Below are 14,577 nucleotides of genomic sequence, written 5' to 3'. Positions count from 1 at the left end.
ATGTCGATTAGCGCTATTATCATCGATCCAGAAGATGAATTCGAACGCTCGTTCATGCTGCCGGTTGCGACAGAAGCCTTCTATAAAAAGTACTGGGAGCCGGCGGCCGAGGAGCTGAGTCTCCAGTGGACCGCATTGTTTCAAGGGGGCACGGATGTGGAGAGAGAGGATGTGCCCTCGATCCTGGAAGAAATCACCCTGCTCAAGGACTGGGTAGCTTCTAAGATGAGCGGCGACGCCCAGGAGCATATGCTGCGCAGGCTTGAGCTGCTGGAGAGAGAACTGCCGGGTGCGTTTCGGCGCGGGGGGACGGTTGTTTATATCGGGTGACGCATGGCCGCGTTCGATTTTATCCGCAAAACAGTCCAACTTGTCTCGATGGACTTAGACTGTCGAGAAAGTCTCGACAGCCTGAAAAGGCAGCCATTTATAATGGCTGCCTTTTCTTCGTGTTTATTGAGCTAAACTGCCCGTTTGTTCTTTTCTTGATCTCCAAAAACTGATTAATAATGCTGGTGTACAAGGCTTTTAAGTTCTTCACTTAACTCGATCAATCGCTGAACTTCTTTAACGCTTAATGCCACAAAACCGAGTACCCTTAAATCAACTTGCAGTTGATATGGCAGAGAAGTTATATGATCCTCTAGGGTATGTCCTTGAGATGTTGATAGGAACAATCCAAATGCCTCACCTGCAAATTGCCATTTGAGGTTAGTAAACTGTTTGGTTCGGATTAATCGTTTAGCTTTATTACCCATTAGAATGTCTTGTATCGGTGATAAATCAAAGTTGTCCCAGTGTTCAGGAGTTTTTTTTCTGAAGTGCTCTCTATATTGTTCAACGGTTCTTATAATGAAAGTAACATTGTTTTCCGTGTTATCAAGCCAATGACATATTGTAATATATTCAGCAAAACCCGAACAATTTTTATCAAGAAAAGGTATTAGTTCGCCAGTAGATAATGAACTTTGATTGAAATAAAGAAACATAAAAGCGGCATCAGCGAAAGCAGCTCCAGCAGCTACAGTTGCTGAGAGCAATTTGCCTGCTAGAATTTTTTCTCTAGCCCAATTCATCGATACTCTAACGGATTCTTTTCTACAGCTTCCCACTCATAAGGGTGTGTGATAAATAGTTGTACCGTTTCTCCCTCAAAAATAATGTTTCTATTACAATGATATCTCGCATCTTCGACACAGATCGTTAAATCGATATCACTCCATTCATCATCGTCCCCACGACCTACGGATCCGCCTACAAAAGCAAATTTCACATCTGGGATAGATAATTCTATAGTCAGTCTTAGTGCAATCGATATATTATTTTTCATCTTACTCCCTCTGATTTCGCCAGATATTCAGTATTTAATTCTTCACGAATACATTTTATTCCTGTATTGCTTACTGAACTAATCTGCTCGATAGATTCATAAAACGAGCAGGAAACTGAATGTCTTGCTCATCCATTTGTATTATTCAACTATTGTTACCCGTGTAGTTTAATAGCATAGGTCTAGTATCTATTTATCCTCGATATTTTTAGCAGGAGGACCAAACCTTATTGTAAGCGACTATCCCTCTTACCTTTTTTGAAAAACTACTCCTTCTCATAAATCGGCTGGTCGGCACCCTCATCGGCGTATCGGGTCTGGCGTTCCCTCACCAACTGATTTAAATCCGCGCCGTCGCACACAACTAACTAGGCCACCGTGGTCGACGCAGCCCCAGGCGATCGGGCTTCGAAAAGGCGCAACCGCTATTGGCGCGATGCGGAAGGATCGTCGCAAAAATCCCGAGATTTTTCGACTGTTAAAAGGTTGATCCCAAGCGGCTTTTCGAATTATAAAATCGTCAGCCTCAAAAAATATGTATTCATGTTCTTGTCGTCCGACATATACACTTGTGAAATGAAACAAGCCGCCATTTTATTGGCGGCTATACTCAATTTGGTCCATTACTTCTTGCACTTTTTACTATGATCGAACAACTGCAGGAGTGCCCCCCCAGAAGGGTCGAAAATATCGATAAACTGTAATCACAGCTGCCAAGTCAAACTAAGTCGATCGCCTCGTTTGAACACTCCTGCGTTCGCCGATTTATTTTAACGACAGTTCAAACTTCGCCCCAGCTTCACCCGCAAAAACAAGGGAGCCTTTCTCGGGGAGAACAATCTTTTGATCGCTGCTAACGACGCTGAAGTATATACATGTGCCTTTCTCGTCGTAGATCGCGAATGAGCCGGTTGCTGGCATCTTCACCTTCAAGGTCTTGCCCGCGGTCTTCTCGGACAACGCGTACCACTTAGCGTGGCCGCTCGCCGAAATGGTAACCGACGACTTTTTACCAGGGTAAACGGACTTCATTACATCTTCGTGCACAAACAGGCTGCCGGCGACTTCGAGATACTCGGTCCCATCCTGCGTGAAGAAGTTATAGCCAGACATGTCTCTGCCGTTCATCCCTGAAATTTGCAAATCGCTGGAAGCTTCGTTCGGGCTTGTAATCTTTTTGTCGGACATATAACCGGGTGCTTCCTTGGACAAATTCACTTGAAGGGCGGGTAGGATCATGTACGCCACAGATGTATATTTCTCATTTATCGAGTAATATTTCTTGCCATCGCGTAGTGTCCAGGCCGCAGCCGTTTCTTCCGGGATGTCATTGGATGCGAGCTTCTCCGCCGAATAATGCGACAAGGCCGTCTGGCCGAGCCCGGGGATTGTGATATATTGTCTGGTCCACAAGTAGGTACGTCCATTCGCTTCCGTCACGAAGCTGACCTTCGCATTACCGTCCGCACTTACAAAAGAACCATCTGCCGTATAGACATATTTCTCGGCTGGATAGTCAGGCATTTGCAGATAAGAAAGCGTCATTTCACCAGTTTGTGCGATATCCGCTTTGATCAACTGGGTGGTCATTCCGTATAGCCCCGCGTTCTTCAGCAATTCCTGCGGCATCTGCGCAGCTGTCGGTTTGCCATAGGTTTTCTCGGGCTTGATTTCGGTAACGATTCCTTTCTCTTTCAGCGCATGAAGCAGCATATCATTCGCAAGCAGTTGATTTGTCGTGCTGGACCCGCCGGAAGAGAGGACCGCAGCCGCCATGTTATGTTCGGGAAGCACAACGAGTGATGCGTGATACAGAATCGTGTCGCCGCCTTTTGTAAGCGCCTTGATGCCGTAATCGCCGAACGGGAACAGGGTGACGCTGTCCCAGCCGAGCCCGTAGCTTATAGACGTGTCCGCCTCTCCGGGCCATAGGCCTTTCTTGTATTCCTCTTGTTCCATCGCCTTTACGGATTCCTTGGAGAGTGTGCCGGCAGCTTGTCCCGTGAAAATTTGCGAGAATCGCGCCATGTCTTCCGCCGTGGAATAGATGCCGCCCGTACCGATGACATTAACCGACTCGTTCGGCAACTGTGTTTCATCGGAAGGAATGTAGAGTCCCGCCATACCGAAAACGTCAGGCTGATCCAGCGGTGTCTTCGTATCGGACATGCCGAGAGGTTCAGTAAAATTCTTATGGATAAAAGAGGTAAAATCCATGCCACTGACTTTCTCTACCAAAATTTCAGCTAATGTAAAACAGTCGTTGCAATAAACCGAAAAAGCGCCGGGATCGGCCTTGAGCTTTTGGTTTGCCAATTGATTCAGAAGTGTATCGTGAGCGTAGGTATCGTTATCTTCGAATAAAAAAGCGTTGGTCAGCGTAGACCCGCTAAATCCAGCGGAATGATTGAGCAGCATGCGTGGCGTGATATGCTTGTACCGTTCGTCTTTCATCGTAAATTCTGGGATGTAGTTAACGACAGGCTTATCCAGATCGACCTTCCCCTCGTCTACCAGCTTCATTACGGCTGCCGTTGCAAACATCTTGCTCGTCGACCCGATGCCGTACATCGTTTTCGCCGTAAGCGGCCGCTTACCATTCTCGTCATTCCGACCGGATTGTCCGGATACGACAATGCTGCCATGATCGATAAGTGCATATTGAACGCTTGTCGTGCCGAAAGTGTCCGTCAGCAGCTTGGCTTTCTCCGCCGCTGCCTTTCGCGTGTCTTGATAGGCAGCTCCGCCTTCTTGACCGGCAGCCATCGCTCCGGCCGGGACAAGCAGCGTTAGCACAAGCACTGCTGCCAGTATCCAGGATATTCGTTTTCTCATATTAACCTCCTTAGGGTGTATTCTATGATTTATACGTATAGCGTTTAGATAACGATACATATATTAACAAAAATAATAGAATAGCCCCAAAATAGCAGAAGGAGATAGGCAGAGAGGCGGATATTCCGACATATTCAGCGTGCTGGCCAAACCTTGCCCGTTGGCTGAGGCATGTTCGTGCTGATCGCTGTTCTCAATCGTTAACAGGAAGCTCGTCCAAGGCAAATCGGATAATAACTGACAATCGGGGGTGATAGATATGACAATTAATAAATGGAAAACATCAATGCTTCATCTCGAATTGATAGCCGGCTTCATCCTTTCTATCTTTCCTTTCTACTGGCTGCTCGTGATGTCAACGCATACAACACCAGAAATTTATAGCTATCCTCCAAAAATGTGGTTCGGGAGTCATCTCTTTGATAATATATCGAGGGTAGTGGCAAACATTGATTTTTTCGGTGCGTTTTTGAATACATTGTTCGTCGCAACCGTTTGTACATTGCTGGTTCTATTCTTTGACTCGCTAGCTGGAATTACCTTTGCCAAATACCTTTTTCCGGGGAAAAAGTGGCTCTTTATTCTTCTTCTCGCAACGATGATGGCGCCGGCCCAGCTCTCGCTCGTTCCTTCATTCGTCATCATGGCGAAATTCGGATGGGTAGGAACGTTCAAGGCCTTAATTATACCTGGTATGGTAAATGCATTCGGTATTTTCTGGATCAAGCAATATGCCGAGGATTCGATTCCATCTGAACTGATGGATGCCGGTAAGATTGACGGCTGCGGTTTTTTCCGCATCTACTGGAGCATAATGCTGCCTATATTGCGGCCCGCACTATCTTTCCTGGGCGCCTTCACCTTTATCGGTGCGTGGAATGATTATCTCTGGCCGCTCATTATTCTGACAGACGAGAGCAAGTTCACGCTGCAGGAGCCCTATCTTCATTAAACGGAATATACACGACTGACTATTCCATGGTTATCACGGGAACGCTCCTTGCCGTTGTTCCGTTGATTGTGCTGTTTCTCTTCATCAGCAAGCAGTTTATATCCGATATCGCAGCCGGTGCAGTCAAGAGCTGAATACGCCAGAGACAATTATTGCTGACTGTTCAACTACTTTGGAACAAAAAGATTAAGAGATCGACAGAAAGCAAAGCGCCGCCCGGGGAGCTGAGAGGCGCTAGTTTTTAATGCTTATGCTGCTATTGGACGAACAATACTTGCATCCCTTAGCTCCTCAACTTCGGGCAGTTGGAGCAGTATTCTTCACTACTTGAGACCTCATAGTAGAAGCAGCAGGTTTTGCGAACCCGCGTGGGCGTATTAGAAACAGAAGAGAATGTCGGTTTGCCATAAAAGCGGCTCAGCGGGTTTTGTTTTTCCCCGAATAACGTACCAGGAGCCTGATGAATCAGATATTGAAAGTCTGCTCGGCCGCCAGATTGCTCCTGCTGTTCACCCGTTCCCCAGATTCGTTACTCGTATAGCGAGAAAATACGGACCGCAACATTTTCCCATAATATCGGTTTTGGTACATTGGCCACTCTAGACATGACCGCTATTAATTCCCATAAATTCCCGGAAAAATGAGCTAGAATAACAGTATCGCGCCAATCATGCCGTTCGCATGCTTCGGGCATAGCATCAATAACCACTAGACTGACATGCCCAGCCAGGATTGACCCGGTGAAGATTCAAGAAAACAATTTTCGGCAGATAAATCCAGTCCCTTGTTGTACACTGTCATGGCGTACAGCAGCGGAATAGTGGTTACGAAAGCGTACCTTTTAAAAAAACTGCGAAGCTGTGACCTCCTCGATGGGAACTGTAGAAGCACGGTCAGCCGGTCCAGATAATCGGAGCACATCTCCACGTCGAGTAAGTCCGAAGTTCTCACCGGATAAACAGGACGGGTTGCACTATATTCACACAAGCCAAAATGCTGGTTTAAGTAATCCCATTGAATCCCTAGTTTATGGACCATATGCTGGCTCTAGGTGAGCAGCCGGCAGGCAGCGTCATGGTAACCGGAGAATTTAGTAGCTTTCCTGAGTATCTAATCGACAAGCTGCGCGCGGTTCAGCCCTTGGGAACGTTGGATGAACCCGATCTCGAAGCACTGCGTACTTTTGAGCCTGATCTGATCATCTGCACTGAGTTCCAGAAGAACATTTATGGAAGCCAGATATTCTAGCTACTTCTGTTTTTGAACAGACTAAATCATTATCTCCTAAATAAACTACCGCTTCTCTTATCAATTTTTTGTTTTGTTCTATTTCAATATTTTTAAGTTGGATAGTTGAATTCAAAACTTGTTCTTTAAGCCATTCACTCAGCCCCGGACAGTACATTGATCCATTTGTTGCGTTTATTTAAAGCCATGTATACATCCTCAGCAACGAAAGATTGCTTGTTTTTGAGTTTCTTACTAACGAATCTTTCTGCTTCTCTCCAGTACAAAGATTGCCGATTTTTCATGAAACAAACCTGCTTATTAGCTAAACAGTCTGCTATACTTATCAACTAACTCAAATACTTTGGATATTCTCTTAACATAGGTAAATTACGATTAGGCTCTTCATATATAAGTTGTTGAATGTTTTTTTGCTAGAAATAACAAAAAAACTCCTGAATTGACCAACCAAACAGTTTTTTAGCTTTGTTCCCCATCTTCCAATGAAACGTACCCAGTGTCGTTTCGCTTAATTCGGTTCAACAATAGAACTGGACGTATAAGTTCAAATTTCCACGATATTTCCTCACGTTTTATCTCTGATATCTTATCGAGTAACGACTCATACTTGGAGTCAACGGGGCACTATCATCAAGCTGTTATTCAGTTCCTAAAGAAACGCGGCATCTTGTTCTTGGTCGTAAATCCGCTCATTTCACATCAAGCGAAGAAATCAAGTCTACGAATAGTGAATTCGACTATTCAGATATTCGCCAAATTTAATCTTTGTGCGTTGCACAAGTTTTCTCACTTTGGAGTTGTAAGAACTCTCTCCCATTAAGGAAGCAATTTCTTTTAACGGGTAGCCGTTGTCTAAGAGTTGAATAACTGAGGCATATCTTTTATTAATCTTTGAGAACTCGCTTATCAGAGTCCATGAATGTTCCCTTTCGAGGTAATCATCTTCTGCGGATGGAGTTTGAACAATATCGAGTAAAGTAAAGTTCGTCTCATCCGAATCGTCCTTTCCAGCAGGTTTATCCAAGGAGAATGTTAGAAGCCTTGCCTTCTCATATTTGCGATCCGGTTGGATTTTGCCACGGGTCTCATAATACCGCCATACATCTGCTTCTCGTAATCGTAGGTTGGCGTGATAACGTGGTAAAAAATCTCCAAGCTCAATGTCGTAACCTTTGGTAGCCTGAAATAATCCCTGGTTAAAGTGGGAAATGAAGTCCTCCAAAGGTATATTTACCCCTGTACGTTGTGCACGTTGATGTGAACTTCTCGCTCTATTAATAATGAGTGACTTTAATTCCAGAAACAATTGGCTAAATGCCCGCTGGTCTTGGGTTTGTGCGAAGTGATACGCAAGGTCATTTATTAGACAATTATTGATAGATTTTTTCATATTGTGTGCATTCCCCCCGTTTTATGTTTCTATTTATATATATCGGATGGGAACACTTGTTCGTGACACTTAACCAAATTTATCATCTTTTGGAAGTTTGGTCAATGAAAAAAACCGTGGTCTGTATCTCCTGACCACGGTTTGGTTTGAAATATTAGTTTTCAGTTTATGTTTAAGAAGTAATCAAATCCGCTAGTAATTTGAAGAATATACTTTGTTACAGCTGTCCCTTGGTTAGCTTGAGGATCTGTCTCTTCAAGATAGGTTGAAATGGTTCTGATACGATCATCCTTATCTCGATAGTAGAACCCTGTGAGACTCATCATTTTTTTTCTATTATCTTCAAAATAAATCTCTAATTCTACGCCCTTCCGCTCCCCTTTTGGGTATGGGAAGGCTTCAACCTTGTGGTAATAAGCCAGTATTTCTTCCTTTGTAAGTGCAGAGCTTAATTCCATGATCGCAACAACGTTCCAGTATCCCCCGCTTCCTCCACCATCAACAAAATTTTTGCCATTGAACTGATACTTTGCAATAAGTGAAGTTTCAGACGGCAGGGGATAATCGAAAAGGTGTTCTGCAAATTGCTCTGATACTTTTTCTTTACTTGTACCCAACTGGAGCGCCAAAACAACTCCAATAAGGAATATGGCCGTAATTGATCCAATCCATGCAATCCTTTTCATGAGAGTGCCCCTTCCCTTTAATTGAATTCTTTTTGTATAAACGTATATTCAATGGATAAAGTTTCTTGGTTTATAAAAAACCGCCTAAGCGGATGCTTAGGCGGATTAAAGAGATCCCTATTATTGTTCACGAATAAGTTTATTGAATTGTTCAAATGCCGCGTAGTACTCATGGGTTTCTTCACCATACACTGCAGCTTCATCCCCCGTACCATTATAACGCGATAGTACTTTTTTCGTCTTAATAGCATCATACTCATAAAATATTTGATCCAATGAAACTTGGTTTGCTGCTCTAATGAGAACCAGGGTGCATGTGCTGATATTATAATTCTGTTCCGTATTTAGTTTGTTCCAAACATGCCACTTGTCCTTCCAATCTGCGGCATCGTACAATTGCCCTGAAATAATCCCATTTTGTACAGCGTAGTTATTTGAATCAATTGCCGTACTCGCAAATATTTGTCCATGACCTGTGCTGCAGTCTTCTTGGGCGCCAATTGGGAAAGTTGGAGCTGGCGTAATTAATTTAAGGGCTAGAGGCAAGTTATCCCAAGCCTCGTAATCCAGTTTATAGCTGTAATAGGACACAACCAATGAGTCTACCACAGTGTCCTCTGCTCCTTCAAAGCACAATTCACGATAAAGAACTGCTTGGATCATTGCTTTACGCATGCTGTAAGTTTGACTGAGTTGGGTAATCAAGGTGTCGTACTCAAATACTTTAGCTACGGCGTTTTCTCGAGAGCGTACAGCCTTCGCTTTTTGAAGAGTACCCATGTGTGAGTCTGCCAGAGCAACCAACTGGGTCTCTAACGTTGTTCTGTATTGCGTTTTAAAAAGTTCGTCATCCAGGTTGGTAAGATCGATAGGCGAGCCAACAAAGGAGACGCCAGGATTTCTACCCGAATGGATATTGTTATCTATCTCAATAAGACCATCGCCGCTACCGATTGTAATCGTTGAAATCTGATCAAATGCCCAATCCTGTGGGAGTGGGTAACCCAAATTCCCACTAAAACCGGTTGACATATCACAGACGAAGCTGCTGATTGAATATCCTGCTGCAGCAACACGGCTACAAACGTTTCTCGGTCCATAAATACCTATCCGATATCTACCGCCTAGAGCGTTCATTTTATTAAACAATGCTCTAAAGTGCGGGATGATATTCGTTGTTACATCTCCGTCCAGAGCATCAAAATCGACGGCAAAGTAAATGATGGTTCCGGATGGGAATCCATAGCTGTTAGCTGCAATTAAGGCCCCTTTAGCATCTTTTGCCCCTTGTGTAGGGTTAAAGTAGTTTAAATTGTTACCAGACGATTGATAAATGGGATAAACCTTCATTCCTGCTCCAAAAATGGTATCCAGCTCGCCGGGTTTGATTTTTTTCCAGTCACCAATAATATAACGTCCTACGGTTGTGTAACCATTGCTGACTAACGTTTGAGCTCGTGCTGGGGTGATCGTGGTCACACAGTCAAGTGCGGTACCCTTCCTTGTTTTGTCGCCTGTACTAACGAGCAAAGAGGCCCATGTTTGCTTACCAACACTACCATCAACCGTGAGCATACAAAAGGCTTGAAACCGTCGAACGGCTTCCCGGCAACCTGGACCAAACGATCCATCGAAGCCGTTCGGATCAAAGCCGTTAACATATAACGAATACTGAAGAATATAATTAAATTTCGTTAACGTGCTTCCCTGTGACAAGGTTGGGAGAAGAGCTGTTGTCGAAGGACCAAAGGTACCCGTTGGTTCAGGAATCCCCTCTTCAATTTGCAAGGCATAAATGAGTGCTTTATTTGTCGTCCTAGAATATCGGCCGTCACAAGCAATTAAACCGATGACGTGGGAATAATTTTTGTTTAGATTTTGTTGAATAATGCGTACCTTGGGATCGCCAACGTTGACATATGCATCCATATTCAATAGTGCTTTAAAGAACATTGGCGTTGTAATGCCATTTGCATTTGGCATACCTGCATCCGTCTGAAATGTGGTAATGGCAGCTTTCGTGTTGTTCCCGTACGTTCCCGTAATGCCGGTTGGATTATATCCCTTACAGTAAAGGGCACCTTGAAGAATTTTAATGATATTCTTTGTTTGAGCGTTAGTAGAATCCGATGCTGTCGAAAGTGTTGGGCAGAGGTCTGTTGTTGTCGGCCCGAAAGTACCGTTAGGCGATGGAATGCCGAGCTCGATTTGTAACCCTTTTGTAAGAGCTGTAATGGTTGGCCACCCTGTTTTGCCGTTTTCTTCAATTTGTGAGTAGTGCGGATTATTCGCATAGGTTGCATTTACCCATTCTTGAACTGTAAGTACCATTTGATCCATAATATCAACCTCTTTTCCTTTGATTTGCTTATAGGCTCCTTCATTCATATACTGAATTTGTAGCCACTGATAGTACATGTCGTAATAGTCCCTTCCATTGTGACAGTGAAATATAGAATTTCGCATATCACTTTAAAAATAGCTTCTTTGGTTCATTAATACGCCAGTCAATTTTAAAAACGCGCAACATTCACCTGCTTTTTAGCGTCCAATAATATACAAGGATTCCGAAAATAAGGAGGATAGATTTTGAAACTAACAAAGATTGTTGCTGGAGCGCTAGCACTTGTCTTAGTTGCCGGAGGTTCAGCTTATGCCGTCGCTGAATACACGAGGGTGAGTGAAAGAGCGAGTTCTGAGGGAAGCATGCAAAGGGATACGGCAGTTGCTTTGTCATCCGAAGTATTGTCTGTTCCAAGGACTACACTTACTGAGGCAGAGTATGTTGAGTACAACCCCCTAACAGGGAAGGACGAGACAAAGAAGGGATACGTCTTTAAGACCAACGATTCGGGTATTTCCAAGCGTATGGATACCGATGTTTTACAGTTTATTGAGAATCGCCATACAGAAACGGAAGTCCTTCTTACACACTCTTATAGAGTGATTGATGCCTATATTCTTGGTTCCGCTGAAACGCAAGGATTGGGTGACTTCGCGCTGGACCCATTTGAAGTTGAGAAGCTGCTAAATGACGATTGGGAACAGTTCAAAACGTTGTACGCTGACGAACTTGAACGCGCAAAAGCGTTCGTTAAAGAAAGCGGTCAGGTAAAAAACATTCTATGGGGCAGAAAAAAGGATGGTGGACTACTCAGTATCGTCTTTGAAGTTGATAAGGCTTACGCCGGGGCAATCGATAACCTTTCTTGGTCTAATACAGAACCTACCGACGTTACAGGGATTAACGAGGAAGAAGAGCATGCCATGATACGCGAATTTTCAGCAGATACACGCTTCAATAAAGCGCGGGACATTATGCAACGCTATGTTACTTACATGTATGGATATAAGATGACCATTGAGGGCGTGGAGCCTGATGCTAGGCCAATTCCCGAAGAGAATTTATCCGCGCCAATGAAGACGCAAATCAGTGCTCAAAAATAAACAACATGTAACGTCACCTCAATAACGTGAGAGTGTTTTACCTTTTTGTATCACACGAGAATAATTATTCAATTAATTAAAACAAGCTCGGATTGCAGAACAAGACGCCTTGGATAGCCCCAAGGCGTCTTTCTAATCTTACCAATCGCCGTAAACCGAAATCGTGTTTTTTGTAGACCCTTTGCTTAAACCGACTGGAACGAAACCATGGTAGTCCGTATTGCTGGTAGCTCCATAAACGGATTGCCATGTTCCTGTAGCCGTTGTACGATAATAACGAATCAACAACCAATCCGGGTTAGACGAACCGGAATCCCCCGCTTCCGAGTCACGCATAGCAACTTGACCACCTGCAGGAATAGAGATTCCCGTCGACGAAGCGTTAGGTTTATAAATCGTTGTCGCATGGCGAACATTAAAAATGTCATGAGCCATGTTGTTACTGCTACTGTAGTCGTACAACGTCGCGGTCGAGCTCGGATGAAATCCGTATGAACTTTGCAAGCCGTTATAACCCGTCATAAACATATAGCCTTTTACGACTTGACCTGCGGAATTTCGGAACTTAATTACCGCGTATCCTGGACTCGTATCAGCTTTGTCATAACACCAAACTTCATTTTCGTAAATTGTACCAATTTGTGTGTTGTGGTCTGTGTCTTCCACCTTAACATTAAACCCCGACCTGTTAACATTAATTGTACCCATTTTAATTCCCCCTACTAAGTTAGTTTAGGTCAGCGCCGACTCTATACATAACTATGTCGTCACAGAAATGATCTTCGTGACGGGCAAGGAGAAAATAATCAAAAGGTAATCCCGAAGCTAGCTCCATTCATGCACATATAAATAAACAACAACATGAGATATACTGTATCATCTTTTCTAACCTAAACTCATTTCCCTTTTTCAATCTGCCAAATAAGTTGCACAAAGTAAAAAGGAACTTATTAAAGATGATGCAAAACTAACATCTGAAATTATATTTCCAAGTTATCTCCCTCTTAAAGCCTTTACCTGCTGGGAGTATGGGATTCTTACGAATCTTATAATACGAATTTTATAACTAGTCTCAATTATAATTGAAATTAGTCTCAATTGTTGTTAAAACCCACACCATTCGTAATTAGTTAAATTCCTGTAGAAACATAAAAATTACTGTCTCACCCCAACTCCCCATCTGCCCTACTCCCACAAGGCTTCACCGCCAATTCTGGGATAATAATTAGTGTCCCCCTCATGTGAGGTTTAATCGAGTAAAAACTGGAAGAAAATTGGTTCAATTGTGATCGAAAACGAAAAATAATTAGTGTCCTTGAAGGCAGGGAAAGAGCTGGGGAAAGGCTGGGGCTTGGGGGAATGAATCGGGTAAAAGATCGAGAAAAGCCTACTCATCCCACTCCCGCTATTCCCCGTCTCTTCAAAGCATCAGAGCTAGCAAAGGACAAGACCATAGGACAATCTTCAATGGATTGAAGTCAATGATTGAGAAACAGATTGGGGAAAAGATTGAGTAAATGCCTGTGGAAAAACCCTGAGAAAATCGCTTCAAAGCCTTATGTTTATTGGGTTTCACCCGATAATGAATTTAGGAAAAAGCGGAAAGAGATTTTGGGGATAGGCTAATAAGACGGAGGAAAAGCGGGAGCGAAAAGAGAAAAGATTCGGCGAAAGGATCGGATAAAGCTTTGATATGCTTGGGTTTTTGCTTGGGAAAGGACATGAGAGGGGCTTTAATTAGCAGAGAAAAAGACTGGAGTTTGGTTTGGGATAAGCTCCGACCAGTTACCAGTCTTTGGTGAGTTGAGGACAGTAATTTGAGTAAAGGACAGTTATTTAGGTTGGTGGACAGGAATTGTTATTGTGTTAAAATTCCCTCTGTCTCAAGCTCTCATAAAGCAGCACCGTCGCCGCCATCGCTACATTCAGCGATTCCGCTTGCCCGACCATCGGAATGATAACCGACTCGTCAACGAGCTCGCTTACCGCTGGCGATAGTCCTTCGGATTCATTGCCCATTAGCAGCCATGTCGCCTGCGTCCAGTCATAGCCGTAGCAAGTATGCTTCGCTTGCAGGCTCGTTCCGATCAGCTTAATGCCTTTTGCTTTTGCCTCGGGCAGAAGCAACTTCAAATCCGCTTCAATTATTGGCAAATGGAACAAGGAGCCCATCGTCGACCTTACGGTCTTCGGATTGTAGAGATCCACGCAGCCTTTGCCTAAAATAACGGCATCTGCTCCAACGGCATCGGCGCTGCGAATGATCGTGCCTGCATTGCCTGGATCGCGTACGCCGTCCAGCACGACGACGAGGCATTTTTTACGGAATAAAGCTGCTTTATCTGCTGAGGGCTTCGACAAAATAGCAAAAACGGGAGGAGGAGTATCCGTCCCTGTACATTTTGACATAACCGCGCGCGAAGCTTGTATCCATTCGAAACCGAGCATTGCGGTCGAATCGTTTGTTTCCCGCTCCACCATAAGCTCCGCGGGAATGCCGCGTTCTGTATCGTAGACGATTGTTGTTACTTCAGCATTTCCCTTCAGTGCTTCCAGCACTAGATGAACGCCTTCGATTAGAAATTGGCCGCTGCGATCACGGTATTTTTTGTCGAGCAGCGACGCCCACTGCTTAACCTTTTCATTTTGCAGGGATGAGATATTTGGATCAAAATGTTCATTCATAGTT

Annotated in this window: 12 protein-coding genes and 1 pseudogene; 4 read left to right on the top strand and 9 right to left on the bottom strand. The window is 44.0% G+C overall.

What is annotated here, in order from left to right:
- Positions 1–330, top strand: a complete 330-nt coding sequence (locus tag AC2TDN_RS06970) for a hypothetical protein (RefSeq protein ID WP_484687419.1) — start codon at positions 1–3, stop codon at positions 328–330.
- A gap of 173 nt (positions 331–503) precedes the next feature.
- Here the strand turns inward: AC2TDN_RS06970 and AC2TDN_RS06965 are convergent, their stop codons facing one another.
- The 3 genes from AC2TDN_RS06965 to AC2TDN_RS06955 form a co-directional block, all read right to left on the bottom strand.
- A complete protein-coding gene (locus AC2TDN_RS06965) occupies positions 504–1,076 on the bottom strand; it encodes a hypothetical protein (RefSeq protein WP_484687418.1) in 573 nt (190 codons plus the stop codon).
- A complete protein-coding gene (locus AC2TDN_RS06960; RefSeq protein ID WP_484687417.1) occupies positions 1,073–1,330 on the bottom strand; it encodes a nucleotidyltransferase domain-containing protein in 258 nt (85 codons plus the stop codon). Before AC2TDN_RS06960 ends, AC2TDN_RS06965 begins: the two co-directional genes overlap by 4 nt.
- Positions 1,331–2,095: 765 nt before the next feature.
- Positions 2,096–4,165 (bottom strand): serine hydrolase domain-containing protein, encoded by a 2,070-nt coding sequence (locus AC2TDN_RS06955; protein WP_484687416.1) that lies wholly within the window; start codon positions 4,163–4,165, stop codon positions 2,096–2,098.
- Between the two features lie 259 nt (positions 4,166–4,424).
- Here AC2TDN_RS06955 and AC2TDN_RS06950 point away from each other — a divergent pair.
- Positions 4,425–5,251 (top strand): annotated as a pseudogene (locus AC2TDN_RS06950) (carbohydrate ABC transporter permease).
- A 149-nt stretch (positions 5,252–5,400) separates the two neighbouring features.
- Here AC2TDN_RS06950 and AC2TDN_RS06945 read toward each other — a convergent pair.
- Complete coding sequence (locus AC2TDN_RS06945; protein ID WP_484687579.1) at positions 5,401–5,538, bottom strand: (2Fe-2S)-binding protein; 138 nt, start codon at positions 5,536–5,538, stop codon at positions 5,401–5,403.
- Positions 5,539–6,146: 608 nt separating this feature from the next.
- On the opposite strand from AC2TDN_RS06945, the gene AC2TDN_RS06940 reads away from it, so the two are divergent.
- Positions 6,147–6,365 carry a hypothetical protein gene (locus AC2TDN_RS06940; RefSeq protein ID WP_484687415.1) on the top strand — a complete coding sequence of 73 codons (219 nt, stop codon included), beginning with the start codon at positions 6,147–6,149 and terminating at the stop codon, positions 6,363–6,365.
- Positions 6,366–7,083: 718 nt separating this feature from the next.
- Here AC2TDN_RS06940 and AC2TDN_RS06935 read toward each other — a convergent pair.
- The 3 genes from AC2TDN_RS06935 to AC2TDN_RS06925 form a co-directional block, all read right to left on the bottom strand.
- Positions 7,084–7,755 (bottom strand): RNA polymerase sigma factor, encoded by a 672-nt coding sequence (locus AC2TDN_RS06935; RefSeq protein ID WP_482067355.1) that lies wholly within the window; start codon positions 7,753–7,755, stop codon positions 7,084–7,086.
- Positions 7,756–7,916: 161 nt separating this feature from the next.
- Complete coding sequence (locus AC2TDN_RS06930) at positions 7,917–8,441, bottom strand: hypothetical protein (RefSeq protein WP_484687414.1); 525 nt, start codon at positions 8,439–8,441, stop codon at positions 7,917–7,919.
- Between the two features lie 120 nt (positions 8,442–8,561).
- A complete protein-coding gene (locus tag AC2TDN_RS06925; protein WP_484687413.1) occupies positions 8,562–10,859 on the bottom strand; it encodes a glycoside hydrolase domain-containing protein in 2,298 nt (765 codons plus the stop codon).
- A 171-nt stretch (positions 10,860–11,030) separates the two neighbouring features.
- On the opposite strand from AC2TDN_RS06925, the gene AC2TDN_RS06920 reads away from it, so the two are divergent.
- The gene (locus AC2TDN_RS06920) at positions 11,031–11,888 is read left to right on the top strand and encodes a hypothetical protein (RefSeq protein ID WP_484687412.1); all 858 of its coding nucleotides are present in this window, start codon (positions 11,031–11,033) and stop codon (positions 11,886–11,888) included.
- A gap of 138 nt (positions 11,889–12,026) precedes the next feature.
- On the opposite strand, the gene AC2TDN_RS06915 is transcribed toward AC2TDN_RS06920, so the two are convergent.
- Together AC2TDN_RS06915 and AC2TDN_RS06910 are read right to left on the bottom strand one after the other, a co-directional pair.
- On the bottom strand, positions 12,027–12,596 hold the full coding sequence (locus AC2TDN_RS06915) for a hypothetical protein (RefSeq protein ID WP_484687411.1): 570 nt from the start codon (positions 12,594–12,596) through the stop codon (positions 12,027–12,029).
- A gap of 1,158 nt (positions 12,597–13,754) precedes the next feature.
- Entirely contained in the window at positions 13,755–14,573 is an 819-nt protein-coding gene (locus AC2TDN_RS06910) for a TrmH family RNA methyltransferase (protein ID WP_484687410.1), read from the bottom strand.
- Between the last annotated feature and the right edge of the window lie 4 nt (positions 14,574–14,577).

This window comes from Paenibacillus sp. Y660 (genome assembly GCF_057221575.1).
Note: the sequence above shows the minus strand (reverse complement) of the source record. Positions and strands in the feature narration are given on the sequence as shown.

What these genes read in the sequence shown, in the direction of transcription:
- AC2TDN_RS06925 (WP_484687413.1), bottom strand. Translation starts at nt 10,859, where the DNA reads ATGTACTATCAGTGGCTACAAATTCAGTATATGAATGAAGGAGCCTAT.
- AC2TDN_RS06955 (WP_484687416.1), bottom strand. Translation starts at nt 4,165, where the DNA reads ATGAGAAAACGAATATCCTGGATACTGGCAGCAGTGCTTGTGCTAACG.
- AC2TDN_RS06960 (WP_484687417.1), bottom strand. Translation starts at nt 1,330, where the DNA reads ATGAAAAATAATATATCGATTGCACTAAGACTGACTATAGAATTATCT.
- AC2TDN_RS06940 (WP_484687415.1), top strand. Translation starts at nt 6,147, where the DNA reads ATGGACCATATGCTGGCTCTAGGTGAGCAGCCGGCAGGCAGCGTCATG.
- AC2TDN_RS06970 (WP_484687419.1), top strand. Translation starts at nt 1, where the DNA reads ATGTCGATTAGCGCTATTATCATCGATCCAGAAGATGAATTCGAACGC.
- AC2TDN_RS06935 (WP_482067355.1), bottom strand. Translation starts at nt 7,755, where the DNA reads ATGAAAAAATCTATCAATAATTGTCTAATAAATGACCTTGCGTATCAC.
- AC2TDN_RS06915 (WP_484687411.1), bottom strand. Translation starts at nt 12,596, where the DNA reads ATGGGTACAATTAATGTTAACAGGTCGGGGTTTAATGTTAAGGTGGAA.
- AC2TDN_RS06910 (WP_484687410.1), bottom strand. Translation starts at nt 14,573, where the DNA reads ATGAATGAACATTTTGATCCAAATATCTCATCCCTGCAAAATGAAAAG.
- AC2TDN_RS06965 (WP_484687418.1), bottom strand. Translation starts at nt 1,076, where the DNA reads ATGAATTGGGCTAGAGAAAAAATTCTAGCAGGCAAATTGCTCTCAGCA.
- AC2TDN_RS06930 (WP_484687414.1), bottom strand. Translation starts at nt 8,441, where the DNA reads ATGAAAAGGATTGCATGGATTGGATCAATTACGGCCATATTCCTTATT.